Raw genomic sequence first — 21,454 nt, 5'->3', positions numbered from 1 at the left:
GCCCTCTGACGAGCTCCGCCGCAGCTCAGAGGGCTATGCGGGATGATTCACGCATTCACTCCGGAGCCGTGTGCGCAGGTTCGAATCTTGCCGGGGCACTCGCCGACAACCAGCACAGATCATGCGCTGACCAGGGCGGATGTCACGAATGAAGAGCCGGACCCAGTCTCACTGAGTCCGGCTCTTTGTCGTTGCTGCGCCCTGATCGCGATAGGCCGGCGATAGAGGATGCACCCAGCCCTAGACGTCTGCCCGATCATGGGACACAAGAACACGGAGAGCTGTATGGCTATGCCATGAAGCTCCTTGACCCGCTGGCGAGCGTTTCCATCCTTGTTGCCTGCATCTCGCTGACCTCCGCCCTGGCAGTCACCGTGCTCACTACCCAGGCCAACCGCAAGTTGGAAGAGTCGAAGCGAGTAGCGCAAGATCACCGACGACGAAGCCGAGCTGCCTGTGTTCTTCGACTCCCCGGGCGAGCACTGGATCCACTTGCGCACCACGAATCCGATCGAGTCCACGTTCGCCACCGTCCGGCTGCGGACCAAGGTCACCCGAGGGGCCGGCTCCCGCAGCGCCGCCCTGGCCGTGGCCTTCAAGGCGAGACACGAAGGGCTTGATTCTCAGCAGGAACAAGGGTGGTGCCCCTATGGGTTTCGTCAACCCGGGGGCGGGCCGGGGGCCGTAGAAGGTGCCGTGGACAAGGGCCACCGGGTTGAGCTCATGCCCACCCAGCCCGAGCCAAACGATCACGTTCGGAAAGCGGATGGCGTCTCAGTCAGATGCTGATGTCGCTGATGTGGACGCGCACGAGGTTGGTCCAGTCGCTGCGGGTCGGGGTGCGTCGGAGACTGGGACTCGATGACGACCCGCCCAGGAGCCCAGGGACAGCAGGGTAATGACACGCGACCGCACACCTCTGGTCGGCTGGAGTCGATGGCCTTCTCTCCTGCCTGCCGCGGTGCTCCTCGTCGCGGTCGTCGTCGATGTACTGACCCCGTCAGGATTCAGCGTGTTTCCGCTGCTGGCGGCCGCTCCCGTACTGGCCGCCCCCGTGTACTCGTTGCCGGGCGTAATCGCCACCGGCGTAGTGACACAGCTGATCGGGATGGCCGTGGCGTACACGAAGGGCGTTGCCCTTACCGAATACTCCGTCCGGTTCACGAGCGTCGTAGTCCTGACCGTTCTTGCCGCGATCCTCAACCGGGTCATGGCCAAAGACCGGAAGCAGTTGAAGGACACCCGCGAGGTAGCCGAGGCTGTCCAGCGGGCGGTGCTCCCCATCCCGCCCGAGCGGGTCGGGCCGCTGGACGTGGCCTCCCGGTACCGGGCCGCGGCGAAGGAGGCGGCCATCGGTGGCGACCTCTACGCCATCCACCCCACACCCGACAGCGTTCGGATGATGATTGCCGACGTGCGGGGGAAGGGACTGGGCGCGGTCCGAACCGTCAACAGGCTGCTCGGCGCCTTCTACGAGGCCGTGGCTCACATCCCCGGCTTGACCGATGTCGTCGACCGCCTGGAGGAGGTCATGCAGAGGGTCGATGCCGAGGAGGAGGGCACTGAGTCCTTTGCCACCGCCGTCCTCATCGACGTCCCCAACGACGGCTCCGCCATATACATGATCAATCTGGGACACCCGGCGCCGCTCCTCGTCCACCAGGGCCGCGTGAGTCCGCTCGAGCCGTCTGCCCCATCCCTGCCCCTGGGCCTGGGCGACCTGGGCCGCACCCGGGTACCGGTCGATCGGTACACCCTGCCGCACGACGCGACCCTGGTGCTGTTCACTGACGGCCTGGTGGAGGCACGCGACCGCCACGGCACCTTCTACGATCCCGTGCCATTCCTGTCCCGTCCCCTCCCAACGGACCCCGGTGTGATCCTGGACGCTCTCATCGCCGATCTGACCCGGTACACCGAAGGACGCCTGGACGACGATGCCGCCCTCATGGCCGTTACCCGCCTGCCGGACGCGTCCGACGACGCATACAAGACTCGCTCCCGCACCTGAGGGGTCGTCCAAGGCTTGTCCCGCAACTGATCTTGAGGTCGATGCGTGCGGTCAACAACCACGAGATGCGCGGCTACCCGGCGAGGACGGGGTTGTGCAGGCGGGCGATGCCCCACTCCTGGCCAGATCGCGTACGTGGTCGACCTGCAAGATCGACATGCCTGCTGAGGTCCGTTTTTTGGGAGGTCTGCGCACGCAGGGCTCGTGCAGTTGCCCTTGCTGCGCCATATGACCGCGCAGGGATCCTGGGGCGCTCAGGCGGCGTTGGCGGGGGTCCCCTGGCGCAGAACTGCCTCCCGTACTGATCGGGTGAGGTCCGCTGCAGCCTCTTGGCCCCGGCCCGAGTCGGGCGACAGAACGGTGCCGAAGCTGCCCTTGTCTCCCCAGGTGCAGGCGTTGATCTGCTGGTTGTCGTTCGTTTGATAGGACAGGCACCGTATGGTGCCACCGAGGCGGCCGGGGTCGGCGAACCAGGTCTTGCCTGTGGTCAGCCCCGTAGCGCTGAGGCCCAACTGGAAGCTGTCCTGGATGGATCCGAGCGCGTCGGAAGTCATGTCGTGAAAGTCGCCGACTGCGCCGAACACCATGATCGAGGGCTGTTGCTCCTCCTTCTTTCCGTACACGTAGGTGAAGGACGTGGCTCCGCTGCCCGCCATGGTTTCGCTCATGGTGCCTTCCATGAACTGCTGGACCGGCGTGTCCTCCAGCCGCTCGTAACCCCGGAGGCGGTCCGGTGCTGCGACGCTGTAACGCGGGTAGGCGGCGTACTGCTGATAGCCCCATATGCCTGAGCCCACCACCGCCGCCAGAACTGCGGCGAGCACGAAGCCTGCCGTCGTGGTTTCGCGGCGTGAGGGCGCGGGGACCGGCGGCAGTACGGGAAAGTCCGGGACACCAACGGGTTGTTCGGCCTGAGCGTCGGACGGCCGGGTGCCTGCACGATGACGTGCCCGGCGCAGCAGAGCCTGAAGTAGAGCTGCGGGGACGATGAGGACAATGACCAACATGCGCACCCAGCTGTTCCACTGGAGTGCGGGTACGGCCAGGAGTACCGCGATGCACAGGGCCGCACGGACCACGAGCGTGTGCTGAGGGAAGCGCACCATCCAGCGCAGTGGCGCGCGGCCAGGGCCGGTGAACGCGGTGAGGGTTTCGGCGAGCGTCGCCAAGCGGTTGTCATCGGGCCGGCCCTGAGCGTGGGCGCGGGCTCGCGCGGCGGCCGAGGCGGGATCACTCACGGCCGCGAGCACCAGGCGCGCGTCGTGCGTCTGGGTCCGCACAGGCGAAGGCGGCCTGGGGTCTTTCACTGCCTTGCCCGCCGCGATCTGCTCTATCCGCAGCGCAGGTTGGGAACCGGGTGCCAGCTCACGCAGCCGTTCGGCGAGTTCGGGGCCGCGTCGGTGCCTGGCCGGCCGGTCCAGGTAGTCGCTGCGCAGACACAGCTCCGCGTAGGCCGCGAGCAGATCGAGGTCGTGGGGGAACGCCTGCAGGCCTTCCTGGTAGGCGGCTTCGGCCTGGTCGTCGTGATCATCGTCGTCCTCGGCCGCGTGGGCCTGTCCCAGCACCAGAAAAAGACGGGCGCTGGGCCCGTCCGCCTTCAGGGCTTCCGTGGCAGTGCGCCGCGCCTGGGCAAACTGGCCTGCCAGCAACTGGGCATGCGCCGAGGCGCACGCGGATCGGACTTCTTGATCTTCGGCCTGCATGCTTTCCCCCTGATGCACACACTGAACCACCGGGTTTGATTCGGCACGCCACTATCACCATCGCATCTGGTTTCGTCAAACCAGCGTCTGCCACTTCAGCAGGGGGTGGAGCGGCCCACTCATCAGCAGTACGGCGGGGGGACGTTGACCTCGTCGATCCAGCACCTGGGACGGCCATGTGCGGAGCGACGAGGCCGTGCTGGGCACATCCGCGGCCGATCGTGATCAGCGTGGATTCATCGGAGCGCGCCCAACTGGCGATCTCCGGGGGAGATTCTTCCTACGGGCATCAGCGATCCCGGCCCCGCCAACGAGGCCGGCCCCGCCAAGGGCGGGCCGTCAGTACTTCGTGCTCGGCCAGAGTGACGGGGCCTCCGGCAACGCGCCGGGCGGGCGCCCATGGGGTCCCTGTGGGGCGGTAGGGCCCCTACGAAGGGGAAAGACCAGGTCACTGCGTGATCGCCGTGCGGTCTGTAACTCTGTCGGCTCAACCTTCCCAGGTTGGAATCCTGGCGCCGCCACACGGGAGAAATCCCCCTCTGATCTGCGGAGACGCAGAACAGAGGGGGTCGGTCCATATTCGAACGGACGGAGCCGTGCGCGCAGGTTCGAACGTTCCCTGCCCTACTCTGGGAAGGCGCCCAGTCATCGAGAGCCGACCTGGTCCGGTCCGGCTCCTTGCCGTGCTCCCGCACCGCTGCGGGATCCCAGTCCTTGCCCTCAATCCGAGCGGCGACGATATGGATCCTCTCGGCCGTCCTGCTCAGGTTGGCTCAAGCGTTGGGACGCTTGCCGTGATTGGCCTTCTTCTTCTTACGGCCGCGCCGCTTGTTCCCTCGTTTAGCCATGGTGCACATCTCCCTAATTCTGGACTTTCTACGCCTTGGTCATTCTAGATTCGGCCCGGAGCGTCCGCATCAGCGGTGCCGCGGCGTGGCGCGCACAGACCGCGCCTGTCTCGCCAGATCCTCGCGGGCCCGGCTGCGGGAAGGCGGCATGTCAGGCCATCCCGCAGCCGAGCGCCAGCCGGTTCAGCGAGTGATCACGCCGGCGTCGAGATGCACGGTGGACCGGCCGGAGGCGCTGCCGGAAAGAATGGGCAGCTGGACGTTGTCCCGGCCCCGCATCCAGCCCGGCACCGGCAGCAGTGGCAGGACCGCGGCCCACTCCTGGTCCGACATGTCCGTGGGATACCGGCGCGCTCACGCACCCCGTGCTCGGCGGCGTTCCCGAACCGGTGCGCAAGACAGTCACACGTGAGAGTGGCCGAAGTGGACTTCACCCCCGCAATGACGTACAAGTGCGACAACGAGCCTCCTGGTACTCGAGTTGGCGTAGACACCCACCGAGCTACCAAGAGGTGTCTGTCCACATGCCCGGCAGTCGTCGTAATCACCCGATCGAGACTCCCGTTCGGCGAACACCACTCAAGAGCAAATACGACGGGAGCCGTGTCGCGGCTGCCCCTTCGCCGTTACCCACTCCGGCGACACCAAGGGCGAACCTCCGTTGTCGGTGGCATGGACTAACGTCCGTACTCGCCGTTGACAGGAGGAGCCGTGGACACACAGACAGGCTGGTCGGGGATCCGGGAACGTGTAATCGCGGTGGTCGAGGCACGGCGTCGGGCACGCGGCTGGGGGCCTCCACAGCACCCCGTCTTCGAGCCGGTCCTGACTGCCGCAGAGATTGCCGAGGCCGAGGCCCAATACGGAGTCAAACTCCCCGAGGAGTACCGCACCTTCTTGGCGGAGGTCGGCGCGGGCGGACCCGGACCCGAATTCGAGCTGACGTCGTTGCGCCGGGTCGACGGGAATTGGGGCTGGGTCTGGGAGGGCGGCGATCCCATTCCGCTGGACCCGAGCGAGCCCTTCGTGGAGACGCAAGAATGGGCCGACCGACAACTGGCGACCCTTCGCACTGCCGGGTTCGAGCCCACCACCCGCGACGAGGACGACGACTACCTGAACGACTACCGCAAGGTCTTCGGCGACGCCGCAGACCGCATCTGGCACGAGCAGCGTGATCGGGGCGCGATCCCCATCAGCGACAACGGATGCGGGATGACCAGTTGGCTCATCATCGTCGGCCCGCACCGCGGAGAACTCCGCGACCGGAACGTTGGGACCAACCCGCCCTACATACCGTTCGTCGATGTGCACGGAAACCGCCACAACTTCCACACCTGGTATCTCGAATGGCTCGAGCGGAGCGAGAGGGAAGCCCTGGGATCCTGGGACGACGGTCCTGGCCCGCAGTAGCTCTCAGGTCGGCGGCCCCCGCAGTCCAACCCATGCCGACACCGGCAGCACCCTCCGCATCACCCGCCCGCCCCGGCATCCGTCCCCGAACCCGCGCTCTGTTCGACCCGGGCGACCATACGACCGGTAGAGAAGCAGCCACTAACGGGGCCCGCATAGGACTTGCTTCGCTGAGCAGGGCCTCATCTGAGCGCACTCGAAGTCGTACACCGCGAAATCGGTGACCGGGCGGTACCCGAGCCGCTGGTAGAGGCCGTTGCTGGTCGGGGTGGCCAGGTCCGCGAACAGCAGGACGTGCGCCGCGCCCGCGGCCAGCGCGGCTCGGCTCACCTCGATCGTCGCAGCGCCCGCATAACCGCGGCCGCGCAGGTGGGCTGGGGTATAGACGGGGGCTACCCGGATCTGGCCGGCGACCATCGGGGTCACGCCCGCCATGGAAACGGGGGTACCGTCCGGGGTCTCCCAGAACGTGACGCGTCCAGAGGCGATGCGCGTGTCGGCCCAGGAGTCGGCGTCGGTGGAGGCGTGCTCTCCGATGACGGCAGCGAACTTGCGTCTCCAGAGGGTGAGTTGCTCGCGGTCCTGCTCGCCCGCGACTCGACCCCGGCCCTCCGGGAGCGCCTCCGGTGGCGTGAGCGTACCGAGGCGGTACAGGCGCTTCCGCTCATGGAGCGTCGGCGTTGCGCCCGTGTGCCGCTGCCAGGCCTCGGCGACGGCGGTGGCGGTGTCGTGGTCCGCGCTGACGCCGGGGAGGGGGCGACCGAGGCTGGCCAGGTGAGCGGCGAGGGTGTCGGCCTCCTCGGGGCTGAGGGGGGTGAGGTTCAGACGGTGGGGCGGGGTGCGGAAGAAGGTCGCACGAACCTCGCCCTCCCGGACCCAGTTCGAAGAGTGCCGAGTGCGCACAGATCAGTGCGCCCCAGAGATCCGGGGCCACGGGCGTGCCGCCTACGTCCGGGCCGGCCTCGGTCGTGGTCTCACTTCTGATCTCATTCGCACCGGTACCGCCCCGTCCGGATGAGTACCAGCGCCGGTCAAGATCCAGGCCAACGAGCGCACACAAACGCAGGTGAACGGCTCCGTGCGGCCCGCCGATGGGCACGAGCACACTTGGAAAGCGTGCACCCTAGAACGTTCCTTCTCCCTGGAACCTTCTGCCTCGCACCCACCGTCGTCAAGAACACATCGTCGGCGGAACGCGGCCGACGCCCGGAAGCGGACGCGGCCACACCGCTCACGATCTTCCTCCGGAGTGTCATCGGAGCAGCAGCAGTGGGATGCAAGCCGACGAAGATCCTCGGCGTCCAGCCACAGTGGGACAGGTCCTCTCGCCCTCTCGGCTTCCGGATCCGTCGACTTGATCCCAGGCATGAGCCGCAGCCCAGCCGTGCCCGTTGCGCGCCCGGTTCGACGGGACGCAGCGGGGACTCATGGGTGCCGTAACCGGGATCACACTGCGCAATAGACGGCCGGTCTACTATATTGCTACCAGTAGGCCGAAGAGGCTCGGGAGCAACGCATCGAGATCAAGCGGACCGGGCACCCTCGCGGCCGAACCGCGAACCTCGGGCGTACGGCCCTCACAGACAGGGAGATACCACATATGCGTGTCGAAATCTGGGCCGATATCGCCTGCCCGTGGTGCTACATCGGCAGGGCGCGCTTCACCCAAGGGCTCGCCGGCTTCGCGCACCGTGATCAGGTCGAGGTGGTTCACCGGTCATTCGAGCTGAACCCCGAGGCTGAGAACGGCACCGTCCCGATCATCGACGCGGTCGCTGCACAGTACGGGCGCACCCGAGAACAGCAGATCGCCAGAGAAGAGCAGGCTGCGGCCATGGCGCAATCCTTGGGGCTGGGCTACCTCGTCGGAGGACGTCTCTTCGGAAACACCTTCGACGTTCACCGTCTCCTTCATTTCGCCAAGGCCCGCAGCCTTCAGGTCGAGTTGATGGATCTCGCCTTCCAAGTGAACTTCGCGGACAAACGCTCGGTGTACGACAAGGAGACTTTGGTCGGTTTGGCCGTCGAGGTAGGCCTGAACGAAGCCGAGGTACGAGCAGTACTCGACGATCCAGACGCGTACGCCGCGGAAGTGCGGGCCGACGAGCGGTTGGCCGCTGAACTGGGCGCACGTGGCGTACCTTTCTTCGTCCTCAACCGGCAATACGGGGTCAGCGGCGTCCAATCGGCCGAGTCATACACCCGGGCACTGGAGCAGGCCTGGGCGGCCCGTTAGACGACCGGGTCAGGTACGCGGGGCAACGACCAGGCTTCCAAGACAGCGCCGCACCACTAGCGCACGTTCCGTAGGAGACCTCATGAGTAGGACATTCCTCATCACCGGCGTAAGCAGCGGCCTTGGGCGGGCCTTCGCCCAGGAAGCGCTGGCCGCCGGAGACCTCGTGGTCGGCACAGTCCGCAATCCAGAGCAGATCGGCGCGTTCGAGGCCCTGGCATCCGGGCGCGCCGTCGCCAAGTTGCTGGACGTGACCGACGATGACGCCGTCGCGGCGGTGGTGGACGACGTCGAGCGGACCGTCGGTCCCATCGATGCGCTGATCAGCAACGCCGGGTACGGCTTGGAGGGCACCGTCGAGGAGTCCGGCATGGACGACCTCCGTCGGCAGTTCGACGTCAACGTGTTCGGCAGCGTCGCCGTCATCAAGGCCGTGCTGCCCCATATGCGGCGACGGCGCAGCGGCCGCATCGTCACAGTGTCGTCCATGGCGGGGCTGACGGCGCTGCCTGGAGTGGCCTTCTACGGCGCCAGCAAGTTCGCCATGGAAGGCATCGCCGCTTCGCTGGCTCAGGAAGTCGCCGGCTTCGGCATCCATGTGACCTCCCTGGCGCTCGGCTCATTCCGTACGGACTGGGCCGGCCGCTCGATGGTCCGCGTTCCGCGCACCGTGCCGGACTACGACGCCGTGTTCGGCCCGATCCGGGCCACCCGGCAGACGAAGGACGGCAAGCAGGCCGGCGACCCCGCACGCGCCGCGAAGGCCCTCCTCCAGGCCCTCGACAGCGACAAGCCACCCGTCCATCTCGTGCTCGGCAGCGACGCCGTGCGCCTGGTCGAGCAGGGGCAGCGGCAGTTGGCCGACGATCTGGCCGCATGGTCCGAGCTGTCGGCCTCCACTGACTTCCCCACCGACGACTGACCGCCTCCGACCCGCCGGCCCTCGCCGGCCGGCCCTGGGCCACAACGACACGAACCGCACCGGCAATTGGAGTTACCCGTGTCCGCATCCACCTCCCCTACCTCCCCTGCACCCGTCGGCTTCTGGTTCGACCCCGTGTGCCCGTGGACCTGGCTCACCTCCCGCTGGATGCTGGAAGTCGCCAGGACCCGGCCCGTCGAGGTGTCCTGGCACGTCATGAGCCTGTCCGTCCTGAACGAGAACCGGCTGGATGAACTGCCTGAGCGCATCCGCGTGCTGATGGGCGAAGCTTGGGCGCCGGTACGCGTCCTGACTGCCGCCGCCCTCATACACGGGCCCGAGGTACTCGAACCCCTTTACACCGCCCTCGGCACCCGCTATCACCTGCAGCAGCAGCCCAAGGACCGGGCCACGCTGGAAGCCGCCCTGCGGGAGACCGGACTGCCGGTGGATCTGGCCGACATCGGTGCCACGGACCGTTACGACGACGAGCTGCGGGCGTCCCACCGCAGAGGAATCACCCTGGTCGGCCAGGACGTCGGCAGCCCGATCATCAGCGTCCCCGGTCCGGACACGGGCAGCGACCCCATCGCCTTCTTCGGCCCCGTCGTGACCCCAGCCCCCAAGGGTGAGGACGCCGCCCGGCTCTGGGACGGCGTGCTCGCCGTCGCCTCCACGCCGGGTTTCTACGAGATCAAGCGCACGCGCACCAGCGGGCCCGATTTCAGCTGAGCCGCAGGCACACGCGTAGGGCTGATCGACGCCCACACCTTCCGGGCGGCCCCTGACCGGCCTCAGCTCACTAGGTGTCGTGCAGCAGGGTGTCGAGTCGCGGACGATACCGGGCGGTGTTGTCGAGGTGTAGGTGCAACGGAAGGCGCGGGTGCGCTCGACGACGCGCCCGGACCGCAGCCGCATCCGTCGTGGACGGCGGGGTGGCGAGGGCAAACGCGGAGTCGATGCGGCCGGGGGTCACCGGTCAGGCGCGTGTGCGCCTTGCAGACGGGACACCAGTCCTCGCGCACGGCGGCCAGAGCGACGCTGACGGTGGGCGGCGCCAGTTGGACCACAGCGGTTCCCTCCGAAGGCCGTTCATACCGCCGGGGGGACGGGGATGTCCTGCTCGGTCCAGATGCACTTGCCGTCGCGGAGGTAGCGGGCGCCCCAGCGTCTGGAAAGGGCCGCGACGAGTTGCAGGCCGCGGCCGCCCTCATCGGTGTAGGCGGCGTGGCGGATGCGCGGGGTGCTGAGGCTGCCGTCATAGACCTCGCAGGTCAGGGAGCGGCTGCGCAGCAGGCGCAGCCGGATGGGGCCCTTGGCGTGCCGGATCACGTTGCCGATCAGCTCGCTGGCCAGCAGCTCGGTGGTGATCGCGAGATCGTCCAGTCCCCAGGCGGCCAGTTGCTGGCGGACGAATTCGCGGGCCTGTCCGGCCGCGCGGGGATCGTCCGGGAGGATGCAGGAGGCGACATCACCGGCGTCGACGGCCCGTGTGTGGGCGATCAGCAGCGCTGCGTCGTCGTTCGTCTGGCCGTGGTCGGGCAGCAGGGCCGAGACCACCGTGTCGCACAGGTCGTCGAGGTGTTGGACGTCGTCGGCCTCGTCTCGCACCGTGAAGGTGGGCATCGCATTCTGGGCGAGGATCTGTTGCAGTCGGGCCAGTCCTTGGTCGACGTCCTGGGTGGCGGATTCGACGAGCCCGTCGGTGCACAGGACCAGCAGGCTCTCCTCGGGCAGAAGCAGTTGGTGCGTTTCGAACGGTGGCTCGGCGGCCCCGAGCGGCGGGTCGGCAGCCAGGTCGGGCCTGTGGACGGTGCCATCGGGATGGACGATGACCGGCGGGAGATGACCGGCCAGGGAGAACGAGCACATCCGGGTGATCGGGTCGAAGACGGCGTACAGGCAGGTGGCGTAGCAGTCCTCGCCCAGGTCGCTGACCAGGTCATTGAGGTGGCTGAGTAGCTCGGCAGGGGGTATGTCCAGGTCGGCGAGGGTACGCACCGCGGTACGCAGCTGGCCCATGGTGGCCGCTTGGGGAATGCCGTGTCCCATCACGTCGCCGATCACCATGGCGACTCTGTCCGCGGACAGCGGGATCACGTCGTACCAGTCGCCACCGACGTGCTCGCCCCGGCCCGCGGGCAGGTAGCGTGCGGCTGCGCAGGCAGCAGGCAGGCAGGGCAGCGTCCGGGGAAGCAAGCCACGCTGCAGCTCCTGTGCCCGGGCGTGCTCCACGTCGTACAACCGGGCCCGCTCCAGCGACTGGCCCGCCAGACCGCTCACCGCGGTCAGCAGCGTGCGCTCCTCGTCGCTGAAGGAACGCGGCTGGGCGAAAGACACCAAACACATGCCGATGGAGTGCCCGGAGGCGATCATGGGCAGGAACACCCACGCGTTCTTCTGGGCCGGTGACGGAATATGCTTCAGCGCTGGATAGCGCTGGCAGTACTCTGCGGCTGATTCGATGAACCGGGGAGCACGCGATCCCAGCACGTCGGTGGCCACGGGGTAGTCGGCTATCGGGATCCCGTCGAGCAGACTGAGGAATTCCTGGGTGTATCCGGCGGAGCCGACCACACGCTGTCGGCCGCCTTCGAAGACCCAGAATATGAGTCCGTCGGCACCAAATGGCGGCAGGACGTGCGCCGCGACGGCCTGTACGACTTCCTGAGAGGTCAGGGCCTCGGCGAGTGCCGAGGTCAGCTTGCCCATTCGGACCGTCTGCTCAGAGCCGGCCGCCGAACCACGGACGGGCAGCCTGCCAGGCAGGTCCTCCAGGCACGCTGCGGCCCATCCCGCCACCGAATGCAGAAAGGATCGCTGCACCTCATCCGGCTCGCCGGCCCCTGCCATGATCACGGACAGCACACCTATCGGGCCATCGGCACCGGGAAGGGGCACCGCTGCCGTGCCGACTCCCCCGATGCCCAGGCTGTCCCCGCCCACCCAGGCATAGTCACCGCGCCGCAGGGCGCGTGCGGGCGCCACGTCCTGCTCTACGCAGAGATCCGCCCACGCCGCGGCGCTCCCCGCGGCCAACCCGCTGGCCGCAACCAGGTGCAACCGGCGAGCAGCAGGATCGCACCAGTGCAGGAACGCGCCCCGGCCGTCCAGGCACTCCGTGGCCTTGAGAGCCAGCGTCAACGTCTCCGCGCCTCGCAACGCTTTGTACGAGGCGGCCGGAATACCCGGCCCTGACTGCTGGGGGTGACTCCCGGCTTTCGCTGTCGCAGGTGCCAACTCGACTCCTACTCACTCCTGGGTCACGGATCTGCACGTCGGCGACGGCAGCCCCACAAATCAGGCAAGCACACCTAAACACTACCTTGGCGCCGGTCCACTTTCGTGCGGGTGCGTTTCCCCTTGAGTGACCTCACGGTTGGTGATCACGCTACGGTGGCGAAGTTCTGCGCCAGTGAGAATCCAAGGGCAGTCCAGTAAGAAGGGGGCGGGAGCCAGTGGTGGAGGTGGCCGCGCAGGAGCCCGGCGAGTGGACGCACAGGGCGGGGGCATGCCTGCGCTGCTGGGTCTGCAGGAGGCGGCGCAACTGTTCGGCCTGTCCAGCCAGCAGAACCTGTCGGCGGTGGTGCGGCAGGGCCGGTTCGCGCCGGCGGATACCACCTGTCGGGTTCGCCGCTGTGGTTGCTGGACACCCTCATCGAGGCCGGACCGGAAATGCGGGCGAAGTCCCGCACTGTGATGTGGGCGGTCGTGCCGCAGGTCGAGGCGGCGCTGCGGCAGCGCCGCTACACCGGCCCCGGCTCTGTGATCGTGCCGCGCGGGCGCGCCGCGAAGGCCCTCTGACCTGCGGAAAGTACCTGGACACACTCCCAGGACGGCTAGAATAAGAGCGGCGGTCGGGAGCGTGCTGGTGTTCTTCGCTCGGAGGAACAATGCACGCCACCGCAGCCACGGCCCGGTCGTCGGCCGCCGGGCGCGGGTTTCGAGCAAGCGCGCTGGTTGATCACGTCAAACCGTTCATGAACGATGTGCCGCACCATCGGATCGGTGCCGGCACATCCGGGGTCCCGTGCCTGTCCATCAGCAGCAAGTGCTCGACCTGGACGACGGAATCCAGCCCGTCCAGCTGCCCGCCATCTCCCCCGGCCAGTCCATCCAGGAGCGGGTCGAGGCGTTCCACGCCCACAACCCGTGGGTGCTGCGGCGTCTGGAGGCGCCGGCCGCCGACTGCGTCACCAAGGGCTTCAAACGCGTCGGCATCGGGATGCTCTGCGAGCTCCTGCGCTGGCGCTCACGGTGCCATCCCCCGGGCGGCGCCCGGCGCGATACCCGCCCGAGTCACCGGCCCGTACGGCGTGGCCGCGCCGACATCCTCGACCGTGCCTTGAGGACCGATGCCCCGACCTTGCCGGTGACAGCGGTGATCTCATTGAGGACCGTGCCGTCGGCTGCTGCGATACGGGAGGGGAATCTTCCTCTTACTCCACAAAGTACGAGTCTTGCTCATCGAAGAACCTGGCGCGTTCCTCATCCGTGGCATGTGCCATCCGTGAAAGCCCCTCAAAATACTCTTCCCGCGGTGCCCCGGGTGTAAAGAGCAGAAGCATTTCGGCCGGCGCATCGGAGTCGTTGCGGAAGGCATGCAGCCCGCCCTGCGGTACATGCAGGAAGTCGCCCTGCTGTGCGTCGATCCACTGCGCGCCGTCAAAAAGTCGAACGGTGCCGTTGAGGATGAAGAAAGACTCCGAGATCGTCTTGTGGAAATGGGTTTTGGGGCCGCCCGCCCTTGCGCTCATCTCCACTCGGTAGAGTCCGAACTCGCCTCGCGTGGTGGTTGTGGTCGCCAAGTAGTGAATGGCGTCCGTGCCGGCTGTTCCGACATTCGGTGGGGTGCTCGACGGCCGGAAGTTCGCGCTGATCTCGCCGTCATCGCCCGTGTACACCTGCTTCGGGTACGACATGCAAACCATCTCCCTAAGTTAGATGCGCAACGACATGTTGCTGGGGGCATGCGCGGACCGCTGCGGTGGCTGCAATCCGACGGCTGCCCTCGAGCCCCCTTTGGGCATGCCGTAACAGAAAAGACCGATCACCCCCGGCACATGTGACACCTGGACGGCGGACGCGTAGGTCAGCGGTGCCGGATCCGGGGCATGCGGGCTCGGATCACGTTCGGGACGAAGAGGTCGCCGTCGAAGGACGGTCCCTCCAGGCGGCCCGTTTGATACTTGACGTTGACGCGTCAACGGGCAGCACGGACGATTGGGGGCCTGATGCGTGGGCGAGGTCTGCTTCGGCCCGGACGACCTTGCCGTCCTGCGCCGGGCGGGTGCCCCATCTGCTGGACAGCTGGGCGACCAGGAAGAGTCCGCGGCCGTGCTCGTCGACGGTGCGCGCGTTGCGTGGACGCGGGGAGCGGAAGTCGGCATCGGTCACTTCGACGGTCAGGACCTGGTGTTGGATGAGGCGCAGGCGGATCGGGCCGGTGCCGTGGCGAACGGCGTTGGTGACCAGTTCGCTGACGATCAGCTTCACGCCGTCCACGAGTCCTTCCAGACCCCATTCGTCCAGCTGACCAGCGGCCAGGTTCCGGGCGCGGCGGACGGCGGTGTCGTCACCGGGCAGGGCCCAGGAGGCGACCTGGGCCGGGCTGAGCGACCGGGTGCGTACCAGGAGCAGACTGGCGTCGTCGAATGCGTCCTGATTCTCGACGGAGATGCCACCGCGCGGGTGCAGAGCTCCTCCAGGGACAGAGCCGGTTGGGCGAGGGCGGTGCCCAAGCGGTGCATTCCCCCTTCGATGTCCTGGCCGCGGGTCTCGATCAGGCCGTCGGTGTAGAGGGCGAGGAGACTTCCCTCGGTCAGTGCCAGCTCCACGGCCTCGAAGGGAACCCCCAGCCCGATGCCGAGTGGGCTTCCGGTGGGCAGGTCGGGGAAGGTGACCTGGCCCTGCGGGTCGATGATCACGGGCGGGGGGGTGCCCGGCCCGTGCCATGGTGCACTTTCGGGTGGCCGGGTCGTAGACGGCGTACAGGCAGGTGGCGCCTACAACCGTGGGGGTCTGGTCCGCGGCGTTGGCGTCTTCCTCGGCCAGTCGCTGGAACGTGCCGTCGAGACGGGCCAGCAGTTCGTCGGGGGGCATCTCCAGGTCGGCGAGCGTGCGTACGGCGGTGCGGAGCCTGCCCATGGTCGCGGCGGCGTTGATGCCGTGTCCGACGACATCGCCGACGACGAGGGCCACCCGGGCGCCGGACAGCGGGATCACATCGAACCAGTCGCCCCCGACGCCCCTGTCGATGTCTGCGGGCAGGTAGCGCGAGACGGCATCGACCGCCGCACCGCCACACAGACGGTGCGGGAGCAGATCGCACTGGAGCACCAGGGCCATGGCGTGCTCGCGCGCATACTGGCGCGCGTTGTCCAACGACACTGCGGCGCGCCTGACCAACTCTTCGGCCAGGAGCAGATCGGCCTCCTGGAACGGCGTCGGATTCTCGGTGCGGACGAACAGCGCCGTGCCGAGCAGGACGCCCCGTGCGCGGATGGGTACGACCATCGCGGAGTGCATGCCGGTCTCATGGATCTTCTGCGCCCGCATCGGGTCCCGCTCGGTCCATGTGCCCGGCGCGGTGTTGAGGACCGGCTCCAGGTGGGACCGCCCGGTGCGCAGGACGTCGGTGAAGGGCGAGACGGACGGAACGGGGACCGGCTCACCGCGTACCCGCGCGGCTTCCGGGGCCCCTGGCGGACCGAGGCCAGACCGGCACGCCTGAGAACGGGGAGGCGCTCGCCGATCGAGCCGATGCGGACCGGGGGCCCCTCGCCGCACGAGACCGAGTGCTCCAGGTCCACGGCGACGTAGTCGGCGAACTGGGGCACGGCGAGGTCGGCCAGTTCCTGACCGGTCTGCATCACATCCAGGGTGCTGCCGAGGCGCGTGCCGGCCTCACCGAGAATGGCCAGGCGCTCACCCGCCCGCCGGCTCTCGGTGACATCGACGCTGATGGTGCACACCCCCAGCGCCTGACCGGCGGCGCCAAGGAGACAGGAGAACGAAACCGCGAACGGGCGCTCCTCCCCCCGACTCGTCGGCACCCACGTCCGGAACTCGTGGACCTTGGTGCTACCGCTCCTCAGCACCCGCCGCATCATCGCCTCGGTCGCTTCCATTTCCCGCCGGGACGGGCACGCAACAGGCACGGGCCAAAAGAGTGGTAGCCGTGAGCGAGGCGACCCCCGAGCAGCCGTTGCCGGACCTCCTTCATGATCGCCGTTTCGGACACGGGAATGCGTGCAGCACCGCTGGCACCGCCGTCGCATCGATGGCCACGATCATTCCGAGTCGAGGTCAAGGAGTGGTCATGCATGGGGGACGGCAGCATGACGGGGCGTATCATTTGGGCGGTTTAACAGACACCTCGTTCGGTGAGGCGTCTTCACGGACACAGGCCACTGATCCCACCCGTCGAGAGACGCTCCGGATCAGGACAGGTCTCCCCGGCACAAGGGGTGACCCCAGGTGGCTTCCCTGAGAGGGATTACGCCGTGGAGTGCCAAAGCTCTGACGAGTTGGGGTGTGCCGGGTTCTCAACCCTGGCTCCCCCCTTGCCGCGCGGTCACGAGTAGGTGGCCGAGACCGGGAGGAGGCGAGATGGACAGTAGTCCGGGCCATAGTCGGCCCTCCTTCGCGTTGTCCTCGCCGTCCTTCTGCGGCTTGCGGCAGCCCGTTCTCCTCTGACCTGCCCGGTTCCGCAACCGGTCACCAGCCGACGACACCACTCTGCCAAGCCGTTCATTGGCGTGCGCCGGGTGTGCTGCTGTCGGGCAGAGGAAGCTCGCTGCCGTGGGCGGCCCGGTGCCCCGTCGAAGCGGGGCAAGGGGGTGTTTATTTTGGCTGGCCACACTCTGCTCATGTCGACATCAGCCCGTCTGCGTGACCGCCGGGTCACCCTGGAGCGCCGTGCCACCGCCTCCAAGGCGGTCCGTATCTCACTGGTCTCGCTGGCCGGGCTGATCGGTGGCCCGGTCACCAACCAGTCCGGTGAAGAGGTCGGCCGCGTCGTAGACGTGGTCGCCCGCCTGTACGGGCCGGAGCCCTATCCGCCGGTCACCGGACTGATCCTGCGCATCGGGCGGCGGCAAACCTTCCTGGCGTCAGACACCATTGGCAAGATCCATGCCGGACACGTGCGGCTGCGCACCGCTCGGGTAGATCTGCGCGACTTTGCCCGGCGTCCCGGCGAGGTACTGCTGGGCAAAGACGTCCTCGATCACCAGCTCGTGGACGTGGACGGCGTTCAGGTCACCCGCGCCGCCGACCTCTACCTGGCGCCGCTGGTGGACCGCGTGGTGCTGGTCGGGGTGGACGTATCACTTCCCACTCTGCTTCGTCGGCTCGGCCCGCGCCGCTGGCAGGCGAGGCCGACCCCGGAGCGGGTGCTGGACTGGCAGGCGGTGGCCCCGTTCGCCGAGCAGGCCGTCGATGGACCGCCGGAGGTGCGACTGCGCGCCTCCCGGGCCGCGCTGCACCGGCTGCGCCCGGCCGACCTGGCCGACATCCTCGAAGACCTCGGCCGCGCCGAGCGGCAGCAGCTACTGGGCTGGCTGGAGCCGGAGCAGGCCGCCGACGCGCTGGAGGAGATGGAACCGGCTGAACTGGAGAATCTGCTGCGTGAGGCCCAGCCCGACCACGCCGCTCGGCTGGTCGACGAGATGGAGCCGGATGAGGCCACCGACGCTCTGCGCGACCTCACCCCCGAGGAGCGCGAGAACCTGCTGGGTCGTATGCCGACCGGAGAAGCGGCGGAACTGCGCCGGCTGCTGACCCACCGGGAGGGCACCGCCGGTGGTGCCATGACCACAGTGCTGGTCACGGCCCACCAGGACGAGATCGTCGCCGAGGTGCGCGGCCGCCTGGCCGAACAGGCCGAGCACCGCACTGAGATCGACGCCGTTGCCGTCGTGGACGACAAGGACCGGCTGGTGTGCGACATCGGTCTGTTCGACCTGGCAGTTGCCGAGGACTCAGCCCTGGTGGCGGACTTGGTGGCGTGGTTGGCCCAGTTCGGGTCGCCCGTCACCGTCCGCCCGGACACTCCGCTGGCCGAGGCCGCAGACCAGCTCGTTGACGCCCGGGCCTCTTCGCTGCTGGTAGTCGACGGCACGGACCGCCCGATTGGCCGGATCCTGGCCGACGACCTGATCGATGCGATGCTGCCCGAACGCGGGCGCGTGCACTTCCGGAAGTTCCTGCAGTGACCCGCGACGTCGACACCACCGCCGCGGCTGCTTCGCCCACGATCGGCGCGGCCTCTGCCCGCCGCACCGGCTGGCGGCGCATCACCATGGTCGCCGTGATCGCGGGTCCTGGCCTGGTCGCCGCGAACGCCGGCAACGACGCCGCAGGTATCGCCACCTACGCCTCGGCCGGCTCCCAGTTCACCTACGGCACCCTGTTCTTCATGGTGCTGGTCACCATCGCCCTGGTGATGGTGCAGGAGATGGCCGTCCGCCTTGGCGCCCACACCGGCAAAGGCCTCGGCGCCCTGATCCGCGAACAGTTCAGTCTTCGCCTGACCGCACTCGCCGTCTTCTGCCTCCTGCTGGCCAACACCGGCCTGGTCGTCAGCGAGTTCGCCGGCATCGGCGCTGCCTTCGAACTCCTCGGCGTACCCAAGTGGGCGGTCATCCCGCCGGCCGCGATCCTGTTGTGGGCGCTGGTTCTGTTCGGCTCCTACCACTGGGCCGAACGCATCTTCTTGATCATGTCGCTGGCCTTCTTCGCCTACCCCATCGCGATGATCCTCGGCCACCCCGACTGGGGTGCCGTAGGCCACCACCTGATCGTCCCGCACATCGAGCCGAACAAGGACTTCATCCTGCTCGCGGTCGCACTGATCGGTACGACCGTCAGCCCGTACATGCAGTTCTACGCGGCCGCCGGCGTCGTGGACCGTGGCGCCAAGCCCGCCGACTACCCGCTGATCCGCGCCGACGCCATCCTGGGCGCCGTCTTCGCCTGCGTCATCAGCCTGACCATCATCATCGCCACCGCCTCCGCCGTCGGCGGCAGCGGTCCCCTGGACTCCGCCGCCCAGGCGGCTGAGGCACTCAAGCCGGTTGCCGGGCAGAACGCAGAGCTGTTGTTCGCCCTCGGCCTGATCGGCGCCTCCGCGCTGGCCGGCGCCGTCGTCCCGCTCTCCGCCAGCTACGCCATAGGAGAGGCCGCCGGCGTGGAACGCTCCGTCTCCCGCAGCTTCCGCGACGCCCCGCTCTTTCTGGGCCTGTTCACCGTCCAGATCGTGCTGGGTGCCACGGTGGCGATGACCCCGCTGGATGTTATCCAGCTGCTGATCGGCACTCAGGTCCTTCAAGGCCTGATCAGCCCGGTCGTCCTGGTCTACCTGTTGGTTCTGACCAACCGTCGGTCGCTCCTCGGAGAGGCTGCCAACGGATCGCGCTACCGCATTGCCGCGACTGTCGTGGTCATTGGCGTCGCGGGTATGTCCACAATCCTGCTCGTACAGACGATCCTGGGCTGGTTCGGTCTCGGCTGATCCCGGCATTTCACTCCACCACGCAACGACTCGTCGCCTGGGCTACCGGGGCCACAGCCCTGCTGTTCAGTGACAGGACACCGTAGGTATCGGGAGGGTCGAATTCGCGATCGGCGCCGCCGTTCCCCGTGAGAACCCGCCGCGTTCCGTCGGGCCAGGCACGCGACGGGCACGGCGCCGTGATCTTGATCGCGCGATCCGTGGAGTCGCGGTGGCTGGAAGCGTGCGCCGCACGTCTACTACACCCTTCACCGCATATAGGCCCGGACGCGGCTGTAGACCGTCGAACAAGGGCGGAACTCGCAGGACATCCCCGCCACTGACGCCGGTGCGCTCGATGAGCTTCCACTGGTCGTCGGTGAGTTGCCTGCGCGTCACGCCCAGCGTCCTACCGGGTCCCGTCCCCGCACAGAGGACGGAACCCGAAGACTGATCACATCACAGCTTGGACCGTTTGCCTCAACCGCGGCTCAGTCTGACGTCGGCTCGTTTGCCTGACACGCCCCGCACGGTACCCCGAACCCGAGGTACACGCTTTCCAGCTGTACTGGTGGGATGTCGGGGTGAGTGCGCGGGCGTTCACCTCCGTCCGAGCCCGTTCTGATCTGGTGGTCACCACTGCTGCTGGACAGCGGTGAACGAGTCCGGACTCTGGTGCATGAGACGGAAACTGAGACGGTCGGCTGATGTCGAGTGCCAGGATCCGACTACGCCCCTTTTCGGTTGATTCGTTCTGCACTGCGTGGCCAGGTGTAACGCTTCCGGCCGATTTCGCTCTGTCTAAGCGGACGACTGTGTCGGTCGGCCAGGACAAGGAGCACGACTCGTGCAGCGCACGGATGAAAGCGGCAGTGCATACGGCGAGGATCCGTACCGCGGTGCCGGGTACGCGGATACCTACGGCTACGAGCACGGCGGCAGCGCCCCCGCCGACACGGCCACGGTGCCCTGGGCCCCGGAACAACTCGCGCAGGAGGCGCACCCGACGGGCCATGCCCATGTGGCGCGGACTGACCCCTACACCACCAGGCCGAATCTCTACGTCATCGCTACGGATCCCTACGCCGCCGGGCCACACCCTGCCACTGCGGGGTGGGACGCTCCCCATGGCGACGTGCTCACCGTGCCGCCTCCAGAACTCGACCCGTCCGGCCCTCCCGCACCAGGACCGGGTGCGCCGAAGAGCCAGTCGGTTCGGCCCGTCTTCGTCGACTCGTCGGGGCGACGCCAGCGTCGCGTGCTGCGCGCCGCCCAACTGCTGGTGATCCCCGCCGGCGGCTACGTGGCCCTGTTGATCAGCGCCCTGCTGGGCGGCCCCACCCTCAACGCCCCGTTCGTGCCGCAACCGGATTCCCCGCACCCGACCACGCCCGGGGTGACCGCTCCCGACGCCTCTTCCGGCACAGGCCACTCCGCAGGGAATGGGAGCCCTGCCGCGGCGCAGACGAACTCTCGCCCCACGCCGACACAGAGGGCCTCCGGCTCGACCGACCGGTCGGCAGCCTCCGCCGCCTCTGCGGCCGCACCCGTGCCTACCGCGGCGTCCACCGGTATCGCGTCCCCGACCTCAACGCCGACCGCATCCGCCACCCCCGTATCCAATCCCCACTCCAAGGGCCGCGCGGTCGGCTCGTCCCACAACCCCGTGAAGTGATCCAAGGCCCCCTGACGTGACCAATCGCCGACGCCGTATTGCACCTCCTCTCATCGGCAGCCGCATCCGCCAGATCACACCTCGCGCCCATTGGCTGCTGCTGAGTGTGTTCGCGGTGACCTTGTCGACGGCCCTGCTGCTGCAGGGCTAC

16 protein-coding genes, 3 pseudogenes and 1 riboswitch are annotated in these 21,454 nt (G+C 68.0%); of the genes and pseudogenes, 10 read left to right on the top strand and 9 right to left on the bottom strand.

The window, feature by feature from the left end; translation table 11 throughout:
- Positions 1-459 precede the first annotated feature (459 nt).
- Positions 460-600 (top strand): annotated as a pseudogene (locus tag ABZ904_RS43910) (IS256 family transposase); the annotation flags it as partial.
- A gap of 298 nt (positions 601-898) precedes the next feature.
- A complete protein-coding gene (locus tag ABZ904_RS43905) occupies positions 899-2,011 on the top strand; it encodes a PP2C family protein-serine/threonine phosphatase (RefSeq protein WP_359408979.1) in 1,113 nt (370 codons plus the stop codon).
- A 254-nt stretch (positions 2,012-2,265) separates the two neighbouring features.
- Here ABZ904_RS43905 and ABZ904_RS43900 read toward each other — a convergent pair whose 3' ends face one another.
- A complete protein-coding gene (locus ABZ904_RS43900; protein WP_361829712.1) occupies positions 2,266-3,714 on the bottom strand; it encodes a hypothetical protein in 1,449 nt (482 codons plus the stop codon).
- 1,031 nt (positions 3,715-4,745) lie between these two features.
- Positions 4,746-4,895 (bottom strand): hypothetical protein, encoded by a 150-nt coding sequence (locus tag ABZ904_RS43895; protein WP_361003738.1) that lies wholly within the window; start codon positions 4,893-4,895, stop codon positions 4,746-4,748.
- A gap of 378 nt (positions 4,896-5,273) precedes the next feature.
- Here ABZ904_RS43895 and ABZ904_RS43890 point away from each other — a divergent pair, with 378 nt between their 5' ends.
- Entirely contained in the window at positions 5,274-5,975 is a 702-nt protein-coding gene (locus tag ABZ904_RS43890) for an SMI1/KNR4 family protein (RefSeq protein WP_361829710.1), read from the top strand.
- Between the two features lie 141 nt (positions 5,976-6,116).
- On the opposite strand, the gene ABZ904_RS43885 is transcribed toward ABZ904_RS43890, so the two are convergent.
- Positions 6,117-6,878, bottom strand: a complete 762-nt coding sequence (locus ABZ904_RS43885) for a GNAT family N-acetyltransferase (RefSeq protein WP_361829708.1) — start codon at positions 6,876-6,878, stop codon at positions 6,117-6,119.
- Positions 6,879-7,575: 697 nt separating this feature from the next.
- Between ABZ904_RS43885 and ABZ904_RS43880 the strand changes: the two genes are divergently transcribed.
- From ABZ904_RS43880 to ABZ904_RS43870, 3 genes are all read left to right on the top strand, one after another.
- Positions 7,576-8,211, top strand: a complete 636-nt coding sequence (locus ABZ904_RS43880; RefSeq protein WP_359408969.1) for a DsbA family oxidoreductase — start codon at positions 7,576-7,578, stop codon at positions 8,209-8,211.
- Positions 8,212-8,293: 82 nt separating this feature from the next.
- Positions 8,294-9,133, top strand: coding sequence for an oxidoreductase (locus tag ABZ904_RS43875; protein ID WP_361003747.1), 840 nt, complete (start codon positions 8,294-8,296; stop codon positions 9,131-9,133).
- 78 nt (positions 9,134-9,211) lie between these two features.
- Positions 9,212-9,865 carry a disulfide bond formation protein DsbA gene (locus tag ABZ904_RS43870; RefSeq protein WP_359408965.1) on the top strand — a complete coding sequence of 218 codons (654 nt, stop codon included), beginning with the start codon at positions 9,212-9,214 and terminating at the stop codon, positions 9,863-9,865.
- 360 nt (positions 9,866-10,225) lie between these two features.
- Here ABZ904_RS43870 and ABZ904_RS43865 read toward each other — a convergent pair whose 3' ends face one another.
- Positions 10,226-12,277, bottom strand: a complete 2,052-nt coding sequence (locus tag ABZ904_RS43865; RefSeq protein WP_361829706.1) for a SpoIIE family protein phosphatase — start codon at positions 12,275-12,277, stop codon at positions 10,226-10,228.
- A gap of 498 nt (positions 12,278-12,775) precedes the next feature.
- On the opposite strand from ABZ904_RS43865, the gene ABZ904_RS43860 reads away from it, so the two are divergent.
- Positions 12,776-12,937: a hypothetical protein gene (locus tag ABZ904_RS43860; RefSeq protein WP_359412183.1), complete on the top strand. Its 162-nt coding sequence runs from the start codon at positions 12,776-12,778 to the stop codon at positions 12,935-12,937.
- 160 nt (positions 12,938-13,097) lie between these two features.
- On the opposite strand, the gene ABZ904_RS43855 is transcribed toward ABZ904_RS43860, so the two are convergent.
- From ABZ904_RS43855 to ABZ904_RS43835, 5 genes and pseudogenes are all read right to left on the bottom strand, one after another.
- Positions 13,098-13,274: a hypothetical protein gene (locus ABZ904_RS43855; protein ID WP_361003756.1), complete on the bottom strand. Its 177-nt coding sequence runs from the start codon at positions 13,272-13,274 to the stop codon at positions 13,098-13,100.
- Positions 13,275-13,572: 298 nt separating this feature from the next.
- Complete coding sequence (locus ABZ904_RS43850; protein ID WP_359411126.1) at positions 13,573-14,055, bottom strand: cupin domain-containing protein; 483 nt, start codon at positions 14,053-14,055, stop codon at positions 13,573-13,575.
- A 205-nt stretch (positions 14,056-14,260) separates the two neighbouring features.
- Positions 14,261-14,656, bottom strand: a pseudogene (locus ABZ904_RS43845) (ATP-binding protein); the annotation flags it as partial.
- Entirely contained in the window at positions 14,626-15,060 is a 435-nt protein-coding gene (locus ABZ904_RS43840) for a SpoIIE family protein phosphatase (protein WP_361829721.1), read from the bottom strand. The pseudogene ABZ904_RS43845 and the gene ABZ904_RS43840, both read right to left, overlap by 31 nt.
- 76 nt (positions 15,061-15,136) lie before the next feature.
- A pseudogene (locus tag ABZ904_RS43835) lies at positions 15,137-15,922 on the bottom strand (SpoIIE family protein phosphatase); the annotation flags it as partial.
- A 581-nt stretch (positions 15,923-16,503) separates the two neighbouring features.
- Positions 16,504-16,674, top strand: a riboswitch (M-box (ykoK) riboswitch).
- A gap of 330 nt (positions 16,675-17,004) precedes the next feature.
- Between ABZ904_RS43835 and ABZ904_RS43830 the strand changes: the two are divergent.
- From ABZ904_RS43830 to ABZ904_RS43820, 3 genes are all read left to right on the top strand, one after another.
- Positions 17,005-18,351: a CBS domain-containing protein gene (locus tag ABZ904_RS43830; RefSeq protein WP_361829703.1), complete on the top strand. Its 1,347-nt coding sequence runs from the start codon at positions 17,005-17,007 to the stop codon at positions 18,349-18,351.
- A complete protein-coding gene (locus ABZ904_RS43825) occupies positions 18,348-19,649 on the top strand; it encodes a divalent metal cation transporter (RefSeq protein WP_361829701.1) in 1,302 nt (433 codons plus the stop codon). The genes ABZ904_RS43830 and ABZ904_RS43825 overlap by 4 nt, the downstream gene beginning before the upstream one ends.
- 826 nt (positions 19,650-20,475) lie before the next feature.
- The gene (locus ABZ904_RS43820) at positions 20,476-21,303 is read left to right on the top strand and encodes a hypothetical protein (RefSeq protein WP_361829699.1); all 828 of its coding nucleotides are present in this window, start codon (positions 20,476-20,478) and stop codon (positions 21,301-21,303) included.
- Positions 21,304-21,454: the final 151 nt, after the last annotated feature.

The sequence above is a fragment of the Streptomyces sp. NPDC046900 genome (assembly GCF_040644975.1).
Taxonomy (GTDB): Bacteria; Actinomycetota; Actinomycetes; order Streptomycetales; family Streptomycetaceae; genus Streptomyces.
This window is presented reverse-complemented; position numbering and strand designations above follow the sequence as displayed.